The 17,881-nt window shown below is 34.0% G+C and carries 14 protein-coding genes and 1 other annotated feature; all 14 genes read right to left on the bottom strand.

What is annotated here, in order from left to right; translation table 11 throughout:
• Positions 1-2: 2 nt before the first annotated feature.
• A complete protein-coding gene (rplB, locus tag ACQPVP_RS10550) occupies positions 3-836 on the bottom strand; it encodes a 50S ribosomal protein L2 (RefSeq protein WP_430840851.1) in 834 nt (277 codons plus the stop codon).
• A gap of 64 nt (positions 837-900) precedes the next feature.
• A complete protein-coding gene (rplW, locus tag ACQPVP_RS10545) occupies positions 901-1,191 on the bottom strand; it encodes a 50S ribosomal protein L23 (RefSeq protein WP_317274682.1) in 291 nt (96 codons plus the stop codon).
• Positions 1,191-1,811 carry a 50S ribosomal protein L4 gene (gene rplD, locus ACQPVP_RS10540; RefSeq protein WP_430840853.1) on the bottom strand — a complete coding sequence of 207 codons (621 nt, stop codon included), beginning with the start codon at positions 1,809-1,811 and terminating at the stop codon, positions 1,191-1,193. The genes rplW and rplD overlap by 1 nt, the downstream gene beginning before the upstream one ends.
• Positions 1,812-1,835: 24 nt before the next feature.
• A complete protein-coding gene (rplC, locus tag ACQPVP_RS10535) occupies positions 1,836-2,465 on the bottom strand; it encodes a 50S ribosomal protein L3 (protein WP_430849766.1) in 630 nt (209 codons plus the stop codon).
• 78 nt (positions 2,466-2,543) lie between these two features.
• On the bottom strand, positions 2,544-2,852 hold the full coding sequence (gene rpsJ / locus ACQPVP_RS10530; protein WP_008681195.1) for a 30S ribosomal protein S10: 309 nt from the start codon (positions 2,850-2,852) through the stop codon (positions 2,544-2,546).
• 707 nt (positions 2,853-3,559) lie between these two features.
• Positions 3,560-4,753 (bottom strand): elongation factor Tu, encoded by a 1,194-nt coding sequence (tuf, locus tag ACQPVP_RS10525; protein WP_430849752.1) that lies wholly within the window; start codon positions 4,751-4,753, stop codon positions 3,560-3,562.
• Positions 4,754-4,937: 184 nt separating this feature from the next.
• Complete coding sequence (gene fusA / locus ACQPVP_RS10520) at positions 4,938-7,001, bottom strand: elongation factor G (RefSeq protein WP_430849764.1); 2,064 nt, start codon at positions 6,999-7,001, stop codon at positions 4,938-4,940.
• Positions 7,002-7,079: 78 nt separating this feature from the next.
• Positions 7,080-7,550 carry a 30S ribosomal protein S7 gene (gene rpsG / locus ACQPVP_RS10515; protein ID WP_066889835.1) on the bottom strand — a complete coding sequence of 157 codons (471 nt, stop codon included), beginning with the start codon at positions 7,548-7,550 and terminating at the stop codon, positions 7,080-7,082.
• A 152-nt stretch (positions 7,551-7,702) separates the two neighbouring features.
• On the bottom strand, positions 7,703-8,083 hold the full coding sequence (rpsL, locus tag ACQPVP_RS10510) for a 30S ribosomal protein S12 (RefSeq protein ID WP_008681201.1): 381 nt from the start codon (positions 8,081-8,083) through the stop codon (positions 7,703-7,705).
• Between the two features lie 369 nt (positions 8,084-8,452).
• On the bottom strand, positions 8,453-11,986 hold the full coding sequence (rpoC, locus tag ACQPVP_RS10505; RefSeq protein ID WP_430849762.1) for a DNA-directed RNA polymerase subunit beta': 3,534 nt from the start codon (positions 11,984-11,986) through the stop codon (positions 8,453-8,455).
• Between the two features lie 21 nt (positions 11,987-12,007).
• A complete protein-coding gene (gene rpoB, locus ACQPVP_RS10500) occupies positions 12,008-15,715 on the bottom strand; it encodes a DNA-directed RNA polymerase subunit beta (RefSeq protein WP_430849760.1) in 3,708 nt (1,235 codons plus the stop codon).
• A 343-nt stretch (positions 15,716-16,058) separates the two neighbouring features.
• Positions 16,059-16,427, bottom strand: coding sequence for a 50S ribosomal protein L7/L12 (gene rplL / locus ACQPVP_RS10495; protein WP_066889828.1), 369 nt, complete (start codon positions 16,425-16,427; stop codon positions 16,059-16,061).
• A 32-nt stretch (positions 16,428-16,459) separates the two neighbouring features.
• Positions 16,460-16,963 (bottom strand): 50S ribosomal protein L10, encoded by a 504-nt coding sequence (rplJ, locus tag ACQPVP_RS10490; protein ID WP_430849758.1) that lies wholly within the window; start codon positions 16,961-16,963, stop codon positions 16,460-16,462.
• Positions 16,964-17,001: 38 nt separating this feature from the next.
• Positions 17,002-17,132 (bottom strand) — a sequence feature (ribosomal protein L10 leader region).
• A 42-nt stretch (positions 17,133-17,174) separates the two neighbouring features.
• Positions 17,175-17,864, bottom strand: a complete 690-nt coding sequence (gene rplA, locus ACQPVP_RS10485) for a 50S ribosomal protein L1 (RefSeq protein WP_430849756.1) — start codon at positions 17,862-17,864, stop codon at positions 17,175-17,177.
• Between the last annotated feature and the right edge of the window lie 17 nt (positions 17,865-17,881).

Below are 17,881 nucleotides of genomic sequence, written 5' to 3'. Positions count from 1 at the left end.
TACTACTTATCGTTTCTTCTCTTTATTATGAATCTGTCAGAATACTTCTTATTCTTTCTAGTCTTGTATCCAAGTGCTGGTTTACCCCATGGAGTAACTGGACTTGGTCTACCGATAGGTGATCTACCTTCACCACCACCGTGAGGGTGATCACAAGGGTTCATTACAGAACCTCTAACTGTAGGTCTCCATCCCATGTGTCTCTTTCTACCAGCTTTACCGATATTGATTATATCGTTAGTAGTATTTGAAACCGTTCCGATTGTAGCTCTACATTCGATTCTAACATATCTCATTTCACCTGAAGGTAATCTTAATGTAGCATAGTTACCTTCTTTAGCCATTAATTGAGCAGAAGTACCAGCTGATCTTACCATTTGGCCACCTTTGCCAATTTGTAATTCTATATTGTGTACAAAAGTACCTACTGGTATATTCTTTAATGGAAGAGCGTTACCAACTTTAATATCAGCATCTGCTCCAGAAACTATAACATCTCCAACCTTTAATCCAACTGGAGCAATTATATATCTCTTTTCACCATCAGCATATACAACTAAAGCTATGTATGCTGTTCTGTTTGGATCGTATTCTATTGTAGCAACCTTTGCTGGGATACCATCCTTATTTCTCTTGAAATCTATTATTCTATATTTTCTCTTAGCTCCACCACCGTGGTGTCTAACAGTTATTTTACCTTGAGCATTTCTACCACCAGTTTTGTTTAATGAAACAAGAAGTGACTTCTCAGGAGTACTTGTTGTAATTTCTTCAAAAGTAGCCATTGTCATTTGTCTTCTTGATGGGGTAGTTGGTCTAAACTTTTTAACTGCCATGTAAATTCCCTCCTTACTTTAAGCTTCTCTGGTATCTAAATACCAATAATATGCTTTATTCGCCTTATTGCATTCCTTCGAAGAATTCAATACTCTTGCTATCTTCTGTTAAAGTAACAACAGCTTTCTTGAAGTCAGCTCTTTTTCCTACATGTACGCCCATTCTCTTAGTTTTTCCCATAGTTCTTAAAGTTTGAACTTTCTCAACCTTAACGCCGAAGATTTCTTCAACAGCCTTTTTGATTTGAACTTTGTTAGCATTTATTTGAACTATGAAAGTGTACTTCTTGTCTGCCATAGCAGTCATACTCTTTTCAGTGATAACAGGCTTTCTTATAATATCATAGCTTGTCATTATGCGTACACCTCCTCAATTTTTGATACAGCATCCTTAGTTATGATTAATTTTTCAAATTTTAATAAATCATAAACATTGATGTTGTTAACTGGCATAATTTGTACATCAGCAATATTTCTAGCTGATTTGTAAAGTACTTCGTTAGATTCTCCAGTTACTATTAAAGTTTTCTTAGCATCAAATGCTTTTAAAACTTCAATCATTTTCTTAGTCTTTGGAGCTTCTAATGCTAGTGCTTCAAGTACTACCATTTGGCCATCTTGAACTTTGCTAGTTAAAGCAGATTTCATAGCTACTCTTCTCATACTCTTTGGCACTGAAACTCTATAATCTCTTGGCTTTGGTGCAAAAACAATACCACCTTTTATCCATTGAGGTGCTCTAATAGAACCTTGTCTTGCTCTACCAGTTCCCTTTTGTCTCCAAGGCTTGATTCCGCCTCCTCTAACCTCAGCTCTTGTTTTAGCTGATTGAGTTCCTTGTCTCTTGTTTGCTAATAAAGCAACAACAACTTGATGCATAGCATCTGTGTTAACTTCAACTCCGAACACATTATCGTTTAATTGGATATCTCCAACTTGTTTTCCTTCTTGATTAAATAATCCTACTGTAGGCATCCTGTTTCCTCCTTTCTACAGAAATTAAGCTTTAACTGCGTTTCTTATTACTACTGTACCCTTGTTAGGTCCTGGGATACCACCCTTGATTAGTATTAAGTTCTTTTCAGCTATAACCTTAACTACTTCTAAGTTTAATACTGTTGTGTTAACAGCACCCATATGTCCTGGCATATTCTTGTTTTTGAAAGTTCTTGATGGATCTGATGAAGCTCCCATAGAACCTACTGCTCTGTGGAATTTAGAACCGTGACTCATTGGTCCTCTATTAGCATTCCATCTCTTGATAACACCTTGGAATCCCTTACCTTTAGAAACTCCAGATACATCTACCTTTTCTCCAACTTCAAATAAATCAGCCTTAATTTCTTGACCAACTTCATAAGCTGAACAATCTTCTAATCTGAATTCTTTTAATCTTCTCTTTAGTGAAACCCCAGCCTTAGCATAGTGTCCCTTCTTTGGCTTATTAACTAATTTCTCTCTTACGTCTCCAAAACCAACTTGTATTGCTTCATAACCATCTTTTTCGATAGTTTTCTTTTGAACAACAACACATGGGCCAGCTTCTACTACTGTTACAGGAACAACTTTTCCGTTAACATCAAAAATTTGAGTCATTCCGATTTTCTTTCCTAATATAGCTTTTTTCATGTATTTACACCTCCTAAACATATTAGCGGATTGTTAGACAATCATAATAGTTCAAACTGTTTATTTAATAAGTATTAATTATAGCTTAATTTCGATATCAACACCAGCTGGTAAGTTTAATCTCATTAACGCATCAACTGTCTTTGGTGATGGGTTAACTATATCGATTAATCTCTTGTGTGTTCTGATTTCGAATTGCTCTCTTGAATCTTTGTATTTGTGAACAGCTCTTAATATAGTAACAACATCTTTTTCAGTTGGTAGTGGTACTGGACCTGCAACCTTAGCTCCTGTTGATTTTGCTGTTTCAACAATTTTTTCAGCTGATTGATCTAAAATATTGTGATCAAAAGCTTTTAATCTGATTCTTATTTTTTGTTTTGACATCTTGGTTTCCCTCCTTTTCATGTACGCTTTACTTCTAACGCACAACAGCGGATGTTCTATAAACTGTTCCTGGTGTTTCCTACTTTGAAACAGTATTTTACAAAACCCCTGTCGTTGGATTCTAGATCCTAACATACTCATCAGGAATTAACCCGGAAGTCCGGCAACCTCCTGACTCATCGCTGTTTGCTATACAACTCCTACATTATACTATGTTTACATAGGCTTTTCAAGAGTTTTTTAACCTTTTTTTAATAAATTTCAAAGCATATTTTTTATTAATTCTATCACATAATTTCGTTAGCAAATATATTCTATATGTGTTTCTTTTATTTATCAATATATTTTTTTTAGTAAATTTTTCTGATATTTCTATATCATTTATTATTCTTAACTAAATTCAATATATTAATCATTTACAAATATTTAAATTTTTATATTTTTTTAATTTAAACTTTAATAAATAAGTTTTTTCTATATTCATTTTGCTTATCCCGTTACATTTTATCAAAGTCATCTCAAACTTAATAGAATCACTTCTGAACTAAATAAAAAAATCATAAAAGTTTATTCACATGATAACATTTTTATAATTCGTATATACCCTAAAAAGAAAAGAGAGTAAAAGCGTCCCCTTACTCTCTAAATGTGATCACAATTTTCTATTTATTAATTAAAGTATTAATTTACTTATATAGTAATTATTACTATTCTATTATGCTAGTAACAACTCCTGAACCTACAGTTCTTCCACCTTCTCTGATCGCGAATCTTAATCCTTCGTCCATAGCAACTCTTGTGATTAATTCAACGTTCATATCGATGTGGTCTCCTGGCATAACCATTTCCATTCCTTCTGGTAATTTGATTGATCCAGTAACGTCTGTTGTTCTGAAGTAGAATTGTGGTCTGTATCCATCGAAGAATGGAGTATGTCTTCCACCTTCTTCTTTCTTAAGTACGTATACTTGACCTACGAACTTGTTGTGTGGTTTAACAGATCCAGTTTTTGCTAATACTTGACCTCTTTCGATGTCTGTTCTTTGAACACCTCTTAAAAGAGCTCCGATATTATCTCCAGCTTGCGCTTCGTCTAGTAACTTTCTGAACATTTCTATTCCTGTTACTACTACTTTTCTGCTTTCTTCTGATAATCCAACGATTTCTACTTCGTCTCCTACGTGAAGAACTCCTCTTTCAACTCTTCCTGTAGCAACTGTTCCTCTACCAGTGATTGTAAATACGTCTTCTACTGGCATTAAGAATGGCTTATCTGTTGCTCTTTCTGGTGTTGGGATGTAGCTATCTACAGCATCCATTAATTCTAGGATTGGTGCGATTGCTTTTTCATCTGTTGGGTTTTCTAAAGCTTGTAATGCTGATCCCTTAATTATTGGAATATCATCACCTGGGAAGTTGTATTCTGATAATAATTCTCTAACTTCCATTTCTACTAATTCTAATAATTCTTCATCATCTACCATATCTGCTTTGTTTAAGAATACTACTATGTAGTCAACTCCAACTCTTGATGCTAGTAGGATGTGTTCTCTTGTTTGTGGCATTGGACCATCTGCTGCTGATACAACTAAGATAGCTCCATCCATTTGTGCTGCTCCTGTAATCATGTTCTTAACATAGTCAGCGTGTCCTGGACAGTCAACGTGTGCATAGTGTCTGTTGTCTGTTTGATATTCAACGTGAGCTGTGTTGATTGTGATTCCTCTTTCTTTTTCTTCTGGAGCCTTATCAATTTCATCATATTTGAATGATTCTGCTAATCCTCTGTTTGCTAATACTGTTGTGATAGCAGCTGTTAAAGTTGTCTTACCGTGGTCAACGTGACCGATTGTTCCAATGTTTACGTGTGGTTTACTTCTTTCGAATTTTTGCTTTGCCATTGTAAAATCCTCCTTTATGGAAATTAAATAATATGAACCTTCTTAGTTATTATATCTAATTTAGTTCCATTTTTCTATACTTATATGAATTTTCCTCTAGTATTAATATACTAAATTTATCTTTAGTAATGTTACTTATAATTAAATTATTAGCAACATTACTAAAATTTATAACTAAAGCGAATTAGTTTCTTTCGCTTTTAATTTTTTCTTGAATGCTCTTTGGCACTTCTTCGAAGTGATCGAATACCATTGAGTAAGTACCTCTACCTTGAGTTCTTGATCTTAAAGTAGTTGCGTATCCAAACATTTCTGAAAGTGGAACGAATGCTCTTATTATTTGAGCTCCATTTATAGCTTCCATACCTTCAATTCTTCCTCTTCTTGAGTTAAGATCTCCCATTACATCTCCCATGTATTCTTCTGGTACTGTAACTTCAACCTTTTCTACTGGCTCAAGTAATACTGGATCTGCTTTAGTCATTGCATTTTTAAATGCCATAGATCCTGCAATTTTGAATGCCATTTCAGATGAGTCAACTTCGTGGTATGATCCATGAACTAATTTAACTTTGAAGTTAATAGTCTCATATCCTGCTATTATACCATTTTTAGCAGCTTCTTGAATACCATTGTCTATAGCTGGAATATATTCCTTTGGAATAGCTCCCCCAACAATAGCATTTTCAAATGTATATTCTCCTTCAGTTGGTTCCATTTCGATAACACAGTGACCGTATTGTCCTTTACCACCTGATTGCTTAGCATATTTAGCTTCAGCCTTAACAGCCTTTCTAATTGTTTCTTTGTAAGCAACTTGAGGAGCTCCAACGTTACATTCAACTTTGAATTCTCTAGTTAATCTATCAACTATGATTTCTAAGTGAAGTTCTCCCATACCTGCTATAATTGTTTGGCCTGTTTCTTGGTCTGTGTGAGTTCTAAATGTTGGATCTTCTTCAGCTAACTTAGCTAATGCTAATCCCATCTTTTCTTGACCAGCTTTTGTCTTTGGCTCGATAGCTACAGATATAACTGGTTCTGGGAATTCCATTGATTCTAATATTATTGGATCATTTTCTACACAAAGAGTGTCCCCTGTAGTTGTATTCTTTAATCCTATAATTGCTCCTAATTCACCTGCTTCTAATGCTTCAACCTCTTCTCTGTGGTTAGCATGCATTTTAACAAGTCTTCCGATTCTTTCTTTCTTGCCCTTAGTAGAATTTAATACATATGTTCCGCTTTGCATAACACCTGAGTAAATTCTTGTGAAAGCAAGTTTTCCAACGAATGGATCAGTAGCTATCTTAAATGCTAAAGCTGACATTGGAGCTTCATCTGAAGATTCTCTTGTCTCTTCTTCACCTTCTAAAGTAGTTCCCTTAATAGCAGGAATATCTAATGGTGATGGTAAGAATGCAACAACCCCATCAATCATTTGTTGAACACCTTTGTTTTTATAAGATGATCCACAAATACATGGAACTACTTCATTAGCTATAGTAGCTTTTCTTAAAGCAGTCATTATTTCTTCTTCAGTTAATTCTTCACCTTCAAGGTATTTTTCCATTAACTCTTCATCAGTTTCAGCGATAGCTTCTAACATAGCCATTCTATATTCTTCTGCTTGATCAGCTAAATCTGCTGGTATTTCTTCATATCTAACATCTTTTCCAAGATCATCGTAGAACATAATAGCTTTATTAGTTATTAAGTCTACCATTCCTTTAAATTGATCTTCTGATCCAACCGGAATTTGTATTGGAACAGCATTAGCCTTTAATCTATCTCTTACAGTGTTTATACATCTAAAGAAGTCTGCTCCTGTAGCATCCATCTTATTAACGTATATCATTCTTGGTACACCGTATTTATCTGCCTGTCTCCAAACAGTTTCAGTTTGTGGTTCAACCCCACTCTTTGCATCTAGAACTGTAACAGCTCCATCAAGTACTCTTAATGATCTTTCAACTTCAACCGTAAAGTCTACGTGACCTGGAGTATCTATTATATTTAATTCGTGACCTCTCCATTCACAAGTAGTAGCAGCAGAAGTAATTGTTATACCTCTTTCTTGCTCTTGAACCATCCAGTCCATTGTAGCTGCACCTTCGTGAACTTCTCCTATTTTATGACTTCTTCCAGTATAGAATAATATACGCTCAGTAGTTGTAGTCTTACCAGCATCTATATGAGCCATTATTCCAAAGTTACGGAATTTATCTAACGGATATTTTCTTGCCATCTGTATTTCCTCCTCTCAACGAGTAATTTTAAATTCGACAAAACTGTTTTGGTAAAAGTCCAAAACAGTTTGTATTTATTAGTATCTGTAATGAGCAAATGCTTTGTTTGCTTCAGCCATCTTATGAGTATCTTCTCTCTTCTTAACAGCTGCTCCTGTGTTATTAGCTGCATCCATTAATTCTCCAGCTAATCTTTGAGCCATTACCTTTTCGCCTCTTTTTCTTGAAGCATCTAAAAGCCATCTTAAACCTAAAGTCTGTCTTCTTTCAGGTCTAACTTCTATTGGAACTTGGTAGTTAGCACCACCTATTCTTCTAGCTTTAACTTCTAATAAAGGCATTACATTATTCATTGCTTCTTCAAATACTTCTAAAGCATCTTTGCCTGTTTTTTGCGCCACTATTTCAAACGCTTCGTAGCATATTTTTTGAGCTACTCCTTTTTTACCGTCTTCCATAACGTTATTTACTAATTTAGTAACAACCTTTGAATTGTATATTGGATCTGGTAATACATCTCTTTTTGCGATATGTCCTTTTCTTGGCACTTTTCTTCCCTCCTTAACATAATAAATTTAAGTTCATTGGTACTCTGCAATTAACATTGCCGTAAAGTGCTTCGCCTCTTCATCTATATAAACTTAATTTATAAATCTATGTAAATGCTGAAGATAAGCACTACTGTAGTTTATAGTTTAAACTACTTCTTTGCCTTTGGCTTCTTAGCACCGTACTTTGATCTTCCTTGCATTCTGTTAGCTACTCCTGCACAGTCAAGTGCTCCTCTTACGATATGGTATCTAACACCAGGAAGGTCCTTAACTCTACCACCTCTTATAAGAACAACACTGTGCTCTTGTAAGTTGTGTCCTACACCACCAATATATGCAGTTACTTCGAATCCATTTGTTAGTCTTACTCTTGCGATTTTTCTTAACGCTGAGTTAGGCTTCTTAGGAGTAGTTGTTTTTACAACTGTACAAACCCCTCTTCTTTGTGGACACTCATTAAGTGCTGGTGCTGTTGACTTGTTGATAACAGTTTTTCTGCCTTTTCTTACTAATTGGCTAATAGTTGGCATTTTTTCACCTCCTGAAATTTTTTTATCTATATATCTAAAATTTAAGATAAAAGCATTTTTACGAATTAACAAAGTTTTTTTTACATTTAAATCCCTATGTTAAATCTATCGTTTTTAATAAATTAATTATCTTATTTCTAAGCTATACACAAACAATTATTTTATCATTTTTATAAATATTATATATTGTTTTCTATTTAATTATATTATTTATAAAGAACTGATTTCATTTATAAAAGTTCATAGAGGCATAGCTCATGACTTTGCCTCCATGAATCCATGTAAGCAATTATATTGTAGTATATCTCAAAATCATACAATTCGTATTTTATCATTTTCGCATACACATGTCAATAAAATTGCGCTGTATTATTCAATTGATTCTATTACTTCATTATTGACTGGAACATCCTCTACATCTAGCTTTACATTTCTGTATCTCATCATTCCAGTACCTGCTGGTATTAACTTACCAATAATAACATTTTCTTTCAATCCTACTAATGGATCTATCTTTCCTTTGATTGCTGCTTCAGTAAGAACTCTTGTAGTTTCTTGGAATGATGCCGCTGATAAGAAACTATCAGTTGCTAAAGCTGCTTTAGTTATACCAAGTAACGCTTGCTCTCCTTTAGCTTCTTCTCCACCAAACTCTCTTACTCTTGTATTTTCTTCTTCAAAGTCAAACATATCTATCATAGTTCCTGGTAATAGATCAGTATCACCTGAATCTAAAACTTTAACTTTTCTAGTCATTTGTCTAACAACTACTTCCAAGTGCTTATCATTAATATCAACACCTTGAAGTCTATAAACTTTTTGAACTTCTGATAGTAAGTATTTTCTAGCTCCATCTATACCTTTAATAGCTGCAATATCGTGTGGATTTACTGAACCTTCAGTAATTTCATCCCCAGCTTCTATAAAGCTATCATCTGTTACTTTTAACCTTGAACCAAATGGTATTTCGTAACTACGTTCTTCTCCATCTCCAGCTGTAACAAATACAGTTCTCTTCTTCTTAGTTTCTTCAATTCTAACTGTACCTGCTATTTCACTTACTATAGCTAATCCTTTTGGTTTTCTAGCTTCAAATAACTCTTCAACTCTTGGAAGCCCTTGTGTAATATCGGCTCCAACAACTCCACCTGTGTGGAATGTTCTCATTGTAAGCTGAGTACCAGGCTCTCCGATTGATTGAGCTGCTATAATACCAACTGCTTCACCTATATTAATCTTTTGTGCTGTTGCCATGTTCATACCATAACATTTAGAACATACACCAACTTTACATTTACATGTAAATACAGATCTTATCTTAACTTTTTCGATTCCAGATGCTGCAACTCTTTCTGCAGTATCTAAATCCATATATTGATCTGCTTCAACCATAACTTCTCCAGTTTCTGGATTTATTACTTGTTCAGCTGTATATCTACCGTAAAGTCTTTCAGCTAATCCTTCGATAGCTTCATTACCTTCTTTAATTTCTGAAACATAAATACCTTCTGTAGTTCCACAATCAATTTCTCTTACGATAACATCTTGTGATACATCAACAAGTCTTCTTGTTAGGTATCCTGAGTCAGCTGTCTTAAGAGCTGTATCAGCATTACCTTTTCTAGCTCCGTGAGTAGAAATAAAGTATTCTAATACTTCAAGCCCTTCTCTAAATGATGCTCTGATTGGTAATTCTATAATCTTACCAGTTGGACTCGCCATAAGTCCTCTCATACCAGCTAATTGCTTAATTTGAGACTTAGAACCTCTGGCTCCTGAGTCAGCCATCATGAATATCGGATTGAATTTATCCAAGCTATCCATAAGTGCATCAGCAACATCTTCTGTTGTTTTAGTCCACTTCTCTATAACTCTTTCATATCTTTCTTCTTCTGATATGAAACCTCTTTTATACATCTTTTCTATTTTATCAACTGTTTCATCAGCTTCTTTTAGAAGTCTATATTTAGCTTCTGGTACTATCATATCTGAAGCAGCAACTGTTACGGCTCCAATTGATGAATAATGATATCCTAAAGCTTTTATTTTATCTAACATTATAGATGTATTAGTTGGTCCATGAACTGTATAACATTTATCTATTAATTTTCCTAATGTCTTTTTAGTTATTAGGAAGTCAACTTCTAAGTTAAATTCTTCATCTTTGTTATTTCTATTAACAAAGCCTAAATCTTGAGGAATAGATTCATTGAATATTATCTTACCAACTGTAGTAGTAATAATTCCTGATTTCTTTTCTCCATTTACTTCTCTATACATTCTTACTTTTATTTCAGCATGTATAGCTATTTCTCCTACTTCATAAGCCATAATAGCTTCATCTTTAGAAGCAAATATCTTGCCTTCACCTTTTGCTCCAGTCTTATCCATAGTTAAATAGTATGATCCTAGAACCATATCTTGTGTAGGTACACAAACTGGTTTTCCATCTGAAGGCTTCATTATATTTCCTGCTGCTAGCATTAAGAATCTAGCTTCTGCTTGCGCTTCAACTGATAATGGAACGTGAACCGCCATTTGGTCACCATCGAAGTCAGCATTGTAAGCTGTACATACTAATGGATGTAGTTTTATTGCTCTACCTTCTACTAAAACTGGTTGGAAAGCTTGAATTCCTAGTCTATGTAGAGTAGGGGCACGGTTTAATAGTACTGGATGATCAGTAATAACTTCTTCAAGTACATCCCATACTTGATTATTTACTCTTTCAACCATTCTTTTAGCACTCTTAATATTATGAGCTACACCATCTTCAACAAGCTTTTTCATAACAAATGGTTTAAATAATTCTAAAGCCATTTCTTTTGGAAGTCCACATTGGTACATCTTTAACTCTGGTCCAACAACTATAACTGATCTACCAGAGTAGTCAACTCTCTTACCAAGTAAGTTTTGTCTAAATCTACCTTGCTTACCTTTAAGCATATCTGATAATGACTTAAGTGGTCTATTTCCAGGTCCTGTTACTGGTCTTCCTCTTCTACCATTATCTATAAGTGCATCTACAGCTTCTTGAAGCATTCTCTTTTCATTTCTAACAATAATGTCAGGTGCACCTAAATCTAATAACTTCTTTAATCTGTTATTTCTGTTTATAACTCTTCTGTATAAATCATTTAAATCAGAAGTTGCAAATCTTCCTCCATCTAATTGAACCATAGGTCTTAAATCAGGAGGAATTACTGGAATTACATTAATAACCATCCATCTTGGATCGTTACCTGATTTTCTGAAAGATTCTACCACTTCTAATCTTCTTATGATTCTTACTTTTTTTTGTCCAGTGCTTACTTTTAATTCTTCTTTAAGATCTCTTGCTTGAGCTTCTAAATCAATTTCTCCAAGTAACTCTTGAACTGATTCAGCTCCCATTCCGCATACAAAGCTTTCTTCACCATATTTATCAACAGCTTCTCTATATTCTTTTTCATTAAGAAGTTGTTTCTTTAATAATGGTGTTTCTTTAGGATCTATTACAACATATGAAGCAAAGTATAATATTTTTTCTAAAGCTCTTGGTGACATATCTAAAAGTAATCCCATTCTTGATGGAATTCCTTTAAAGTACCAAATGTGAGAAACTGGGGCAGCAAGTTCAATATGCCCCATTCTTTCTCTTCTTACCTTAGCCTTAGTAACCTCAACTCCACATCTGTCACAAACTATGCCCTTATATCTTACTCTCTTATACTTACCGCAGTGACATTCCCAATCTTTAATAGGTCCAAATATTCTTTCACAGAATAAACCATCTCTTTCTGGTTTTAAGGTTCTATAGTTTATTGTTTCTGGTTTCTTAACTTCTCCTCTTGACCATTCTCTTATTTGATCTGGTGAAGCTAAGCCTATTTGTATAGCATCAAAATTATTCAATTCAAACAAGGGTATATCCTCCCTTCAAATTTAATGTTCATCATTTACAAAATCATCAAGTTCTAAGTCTTCTTCATGGAATCCTTCTAATGCAAAGTTATCAAACTCAACCTCTTCCTCAACTTCGTCCTCTGAAATTGTATAACTATCATCTATATTTACATCTTCTGAAACAACATCTTCTGTTCCTTCGATGTTAACTTCTAAATCTTCCATATCTTCTTCAGCAAACTCTTTAAGTTTCACTTCTTGGTTATCTTCATTTAAAACTTTAACGTCTAAACATAAAGCTTGAAGTTCTTTAATAAGAACCTTAAATGATTCTGGAACTCCAGGTTCTGGTATATTTTCACCTTTAACTATAGCTTCATATGTCTTAACTCTACCTACAACATCATCTGATTTAACAGTTAATATTTCTTGTAGTGTATGAGCTGCACCATATGCTTCTAATGCCCAAACTTCCATTTCTCCAAATCTTTGACCACCAAATTGTGCCTTACCACCAAGTGGTTGTTGAGTTACTAATGAGTATGGTCCTGTTGATCTTGCGTGAATCTTATCGTCAACTAAGTGAGCTAGCTTTAAGATATACATTATACCAACAGTTACTTCATTATCAAATGCTTCGCCTGTTCTACCATCATATAGTACAGTTTTACCATTTGCATTGTAACCTGCTTTTTCTAGACATTCTTCAATATCTTTTTCTGTAGCACCATCAAATACAGGAGTAGCTATATGCCATCCTAATTGACTTGCTGCCCATCCCAAGTGAACTTCTAGTACCTGACCGATGTTCATACGTGATGGAACCCCTAATGGATTTAAGCATATTTGTAGTGGTCTTCCGTCTGGTAAGAATGGCATATCTTCTTCTGGAAGAACTCTCGATATAACCCCTTTGTTACCGTGACGTCCGGCCATCTTATCTCCAACAGATATCTTTCTCTTTTGAGCTATATAACATCTTACTAGTTCATTTACTCCTGGGTTTAATTCATCCCCATTTTCTCTAGTAAACACTTTAACATCAACGATAATACCAGCTTCTCCATGAGGAACTCTTAATGAAGTATCCCTTACTTCTCTAGCCTTTTCACCGAATATAGCTCTTAATAGTCTTTCTTCTGCAGTTAATTCAGTTTCTCCTTTAGGTGTAACTTTACCTACAAGAATATCTCCTGATCTAACTTCAGCACCTATTCTAATAATACCTCTGTCGTCTATATCTTTTAATGCATCTTCACTTACATTAGGAATATCTCTTGTTATTTCTTCAGGTCCTAGTTTCGTATCTCTAGCTTCACATTCATATTCTTCAATATGTATTGAAGTAAATACATCTTCTCTAACTAGTTCTTCAGAAATAAGCATAGCATCTTCGTAGTTATAACCTTCCCAAGTAATGAAGCCCATTCTTATATTCTTACCAAGTGCTATTTCACCTAAATCAGTTGACGGACCGTCAGCTAACACTTGGTTTTTAAACACTATTTCACCCTTATCTACTAAAGGTCTTTGGTTTATACATGTACCTTGGTTACTTCTCTTAAATTTAAGAAGTTTATAAGTATCTATTCCGCCGTCTACATCTCTCTTTACTCTTATTTCATTAGAGCTAACATAAACAACTTTACCAGCATTCTTAGCCTTTGGAAGAACTCCTGAGTCTACTGCTGCTTTAAATTCTATACCAGTACCTACTATTGGTGCTTGTGGCTTTAATAGTGGAACTGCTTGACGTTGCATGTTTGATCCCATAAGTGCTCTCGAAGCATCATCATTTTCAAGGAATGGTATCATAGCCGTTGCTACAGATACAATTTGTCTTGGGGATACGTCGATTAAATCAACTTCTTCAGCATTAACAACTATAATGTCATGTTTGTTTCTAACAGTAACTCTACTATCAACAAACTTTCTATCCTCACCAATTGGCTCCTTAGCGTGTGCTACAAGATATTGGTCTTCTTCATCTGCTGTAAAGTATCTTATTTCGTCAGTTATTATTCCTTTTTCTTTATCAATAACTCTATATGGAGTCTCAATAAATCCATACTCATTAACTTTTGCATAAGTAGCTAAAGAGTTAATAAGACCTATGTTTGGTCCTTCCGGAGTCTCGATAGGACACATTCTACCATAATGTGAGTGGTGAACGTCTCTAACTTCAAAACCAGCTCTTTCTCTTGAAAGTCCTCCTGGTCCTAAAGCTGATAATCTTCTCTTATGAGTTAACTCTGAAAGTGGATTTGTTTGGTCCATGAATTGTGACAATTGAGAACTACCAAAGAATTCTTTAATAGCAGCTGCAACTGGTCTTATGTTAATTAACATTTGAGGAGTTATAGCTTCTTGGTCTTGAATAGTCATTCTTTCCTTAACTACTCTTTCCATTCTTGATAAACCAATTCTAAATTGATTTTGTAGTAACTCTCCAACTGATCTTAATCTTCTATTACCAAGATGATCTATATCATCTACATATCCTACGCCATAAGGTAATCCTAATTCATAGCTTATAGTTGCAAATATATCATCTTTAATTATATGTTTAGGAATAAGTCTATTTATATTTTTCTTAATTTCTTCTTTTATAGTTTCTTCATCATCGTAGTTATCTAATATTTCTTTTAATATTGGATAATGAACATATTCCTTGATATTTAAGTCTTCTATATCAAAAGATACAAACTTCTTTATATCAACAAAATGATTACCAATTACTCTAACTACCTTATCTTCAACTAAAATATCAACTGAGTTAATACCTACGCTTTGGATTTCTTCAGCAATACTTCTGCTGATTTTCTTCCCTTGCTCTACCATAATTTCACCTGTTTCAGGGTTAACTATATCAGTAGCAGCAATTTGATTGACTAATCTTAAATTTAATGCTAATTTTTTATTAAACTTATATCTACCAACTCTTGATAAATCATATCTCTTTGCATCAAAGAATAATGAATCAATAAGAGATATAGCACTATCAACTGTAGGTGGTTCACCTGGTCTTAGCCTTTTGTATATTTCTAATAAGGCTTCTTCTTTAGTCTTTGTATTATCTTTTTCTATTGTAGCTTTAAATCTCTCATCTTCACCAAAATAGTCTAAAAGCTCTTGATCATTTCCAAATCCCATAGCTCTAGCTAATATAGAAATTGGAAGTTTTCTCGTTTTATCTATTCTTACATAGATAATATCGTTAGAATCAGTTTCATATTCTAACCATGCTCCTCTATTTGGAATAACTGTAGATGAGTATAATCTTTTACCAGTTTTATCAATATTAAAACTGTAATAAACTCCTGGCGATCTTACTAGCTGACTTACAATTACTCTTTCAGCACCATTAATGATGAAAGTTCCTTGTTCAGTCATTAGTGGAAAATCACCCATAAATACTTCTTGTTCTTTGATTTCTCCAGTTTCATTATTTTGTAACCTTACAGAAACCTTTAGTGGTGCAGCATAAGTAGAATCTCTCTCTTTACACTCCTCCACTGAATACTTAATATTATCCATATCAAGTTTATAATCTACAAATTCAAGAACAAGATTGCCTGTGAAATTTGTAATAGGATTAATGTCATCAAATACTTCATGAAGACCTTCCTTTAAAAACCACTGATATGAATCTAATTGTACCTCAATAAGATTTGGCATTTCTGTTACATCTTTAACTTTACCAAAACTCATTCTAGTTCTTTTTCCGACTTGGACAGGATGTACCATGAATTTTCACCCCTTGTATAAAACTAAAATAACCAAAAACACACTTTCCCTAAGGACTTTATGTTTTCGGACAACATCACTAATTAGTATAACCAGCTTTTAAGCTATTATACATTTTTTTCATATGAATATATACCTACCCATAATGAATAGTACATTTAATGATACTATCATATTCTTCTTTCAATGTCAATTATTTTATTGTATAACTTATGTAAATCTATTTTTTAAATGTTTTTTATATAAAACTATATAAAGTATCCCAGCAATTTCATATTTTATATAGTTTTATTTAGACAATTAAAAAGGTGCCTTTACAGCACCTTTTTAAATTTAAAGTTAATTACTTAACTTCTACTTCAGCTCCAACTTCAGCTAATTTAGCTTTCATGTCTTCAGCTTCTTCTTTAGAAACGCCTTCTTTTAATGTCTTAGGAGCTCCGTCAACTATTTCCTTAGCTTCCTTTAATCCTAAACCAGTTAATTCTCTAACTACTTTGATTACTTTTATCTTTTGAGCACCAGCGTTAGCTAATACTACGTCAAATTCAGTTTTTTCTTCTGCAGCTGCAGCACCACCTGCAACAGCTCCTGCAACTGCTACTGGAGCAGCAGCACTTACACCAAATTCTTCTTCACAAGCTGTAACTAGCTCGTTTAATTCTAAAACAGTCATTTCTTTTATAGCTTGAATTATATCTTCTCTTGTCATTTTAATTGCACCTCCAAAATTTTTATCAGTTATTATTCAGCTGACTCTGATTCTTTTTTTTCTTTAATTGCATTTAATAAATATGCAAGGTTTGATAATGGAGCCTTGAAGCTTCCAAGAAGTTTTGCAATAAGAACTTCCTTTGATGGTATTGTAGCAAGCTTTTCAACTTCTGCTTTGTTATATACAGCACCGTCTACCATACCAGCTTTTAATTCTAATTTCTTGTGATCCTTAGCAAATGTATGTAATACTCTTGCTGGAGCAGTAGCATCTTCATATCCAAATGCTATAGAAACTGGTCCTTCTAAATATTCATCTAGACCTTGAATCCCTAATTCGTTAGCAGCTAATACTACTAGGTTGTTTTTATAAACCTTGTATTCAACACCTGCTTCTCTTAAGCTTCTTCTTAAAGCTGTATCTTCTTCAACTGTTAAACCTTGATAGTTTGCTAGAACAACTCCTTGAGCTTTTTCTAACTTTTCTTTAATTTCAGCTACTTTAGCTTCTTTAATTTGTCTATTCTTGTTCATTACTGTGTGTCCACCTCCTCACAGTTTTTTAACTGCAAATTTATATTAAGAAAGGCCTTCCCATAGACATAGGAAGACCAATAAATAATTACTTACCTTGGTATTCCTCGGTAGGCAATCATTTAAACCTTTCGGCACCTACTGTCTTTGGAATCAGTATTCTTTTTAACAACATTTAAGATTATATTATATAATCTTTTTTCTGTCAATACTAATCTAAAACTTTTGTTGGGTTAACTTTTGCTCCTGGTCCCATTGTGCTAGAAACAGATACTGATTTAATGTATTGTCCCTTAGCAGCTGCTGGTTTAGCTTTTACTAAAGCATCCATTAATGCACGGAAGTTTTCTTGTAACTTTTCAGTTCCAAAAGATTTTTTTCCGATTGGGCAGTGAACTATAGCAGTTTTATCAACTCTATACTCTACCTTACCAGCCTTAATTTCAGCTATTGCCTTAGCAACGTCAAATGTTACTGTTCCTGATTTTGGGTTTGGCATTAATCCTTTAGGTCCTAAAACTCTACCGATTCTACCAACAACACCCATCATATCTGGTGTAGCTACAACTACATCGTAGTCAAACCAATTTTCAGCTTGGATCTTTTGAACTAATTCTTCTGCTCCAACGAAATCTGCACCAGCTTCTTGAGCTTCTTTAGCTTTTTCTCCCTTAGCGAACACTAAAACTCTTACAGTTCTACCTGTTCCATTTGGAAGAACAACTGCTCCTCTAACTTGTTGATCAGCATGTCTTGGGTCTACCCCTAATCTAACATGTAATTCTATAGTTTCATCGAACTTTGCCTTAGCTGTCTTAACAGCTAAATCTAAAGCTTCAGATGGAGTGTATAATGCACTCTTATCTATTAATTTTGCGCTTTCAATATAATTCTTTCCCATAATTTGCCTCCTTTGTG

It is taken from the genome of Clostridium nigeriense, assembly GCF_050585265.1.
GTDB classification, from domain to species: domain Bacteria; phylum Bacillota; class Clostridia; order Clostridiales; family Clostridiaceae; genus Clostridium; species Clostridium nigeriense_B.
Note: the sequence above shows the minus strand (reverse complement) of the source record. Positions and strands in the feature narration are given on the sequence as shown.

Excerpts from the sequence above, each read along its gene's own strand:
- rplB (WP_430840851.1), bottom strand. The coding sequence starts at position 836 with ATGGCAGTTAAAAAGTTTAGACCAACTACCCCATCAAGAAGACAAATG.
- rplW (WP_317274682.1), bottom strand. The coding sequence starts at position 1,191 with ATGACAAGCTATGATATTATAAGAAAGCCTGTTATCACTGAAAAGAGT.
- rplD (WP_430840853.1), bottom strand. The coding sequence starts at position 1,811 with ATGCCTACAGTAGGATTATTTAATCAAGAAGGAAAACAAGTTGGAGAT.
- rplC (WP_430849766.1), bottom strand. The coding sequence starts at position 2,465 with ATGAAAAAAGCTATATTAGGAAAGAAAATCGGAATGACTCAAATTTTT.
- rpsJ (WP_008681195.1), bottom strand. The coding sequence starts at position 2,852 with ATGTCAAAACAAAAAATAAGAATCAGATTAAAAGCTTTTGATCACAAT.
- tuf (WP_430849752.1), bottom strand. The coding sequence starts at position 4,753 with ATGGCAAAGCAAAAATTCGAAAGAAGTAAACCACACGTAAACATTGGA.
- fusA (WP_430849764.1), bottom strand. The coding sequence starts at position 7,001 with ATGGCAAGAAAATATCCGTTAGATAAATTCCGTAACTTTGGAATAATG.
- rpsL (WP_008681201.1), bottom strand. The coding sequence starts at position 8,083 with ATGCCAACTATTAGCCAATTAGTAAGAAAAGGCAGAAAAACTGTTATC.
- rpoB (WP_430849760.1), bottom strand. The coding sequence starts at position 15,715 with ATGGTACATCCTGTCCAAGTCGGAAAAAGAACTAGAATGAGTTTTGGT.
- rplL (WP_066889828.1), bottom strand. The coding sequence starts at position 16,427 with ATGACAAGAGAAGATATAATTCAAGCTATAAAAGAAATGACTGTTTTA.
- rplJ (WP_430849758.1), bottom strand. The coding sequence starts at position 16,963 with ATGAACAAGAATAGACAAATTAAAGAAGCTAAAGTAGCTGAAATTAAA.
- rplA (WP_430849756.1), bottom strand. The coding sequence starts at position 17,864 with ATGGGAAAGAATTATATTGAAAGCGCAAAATTAATAGATAAGAGTGCA.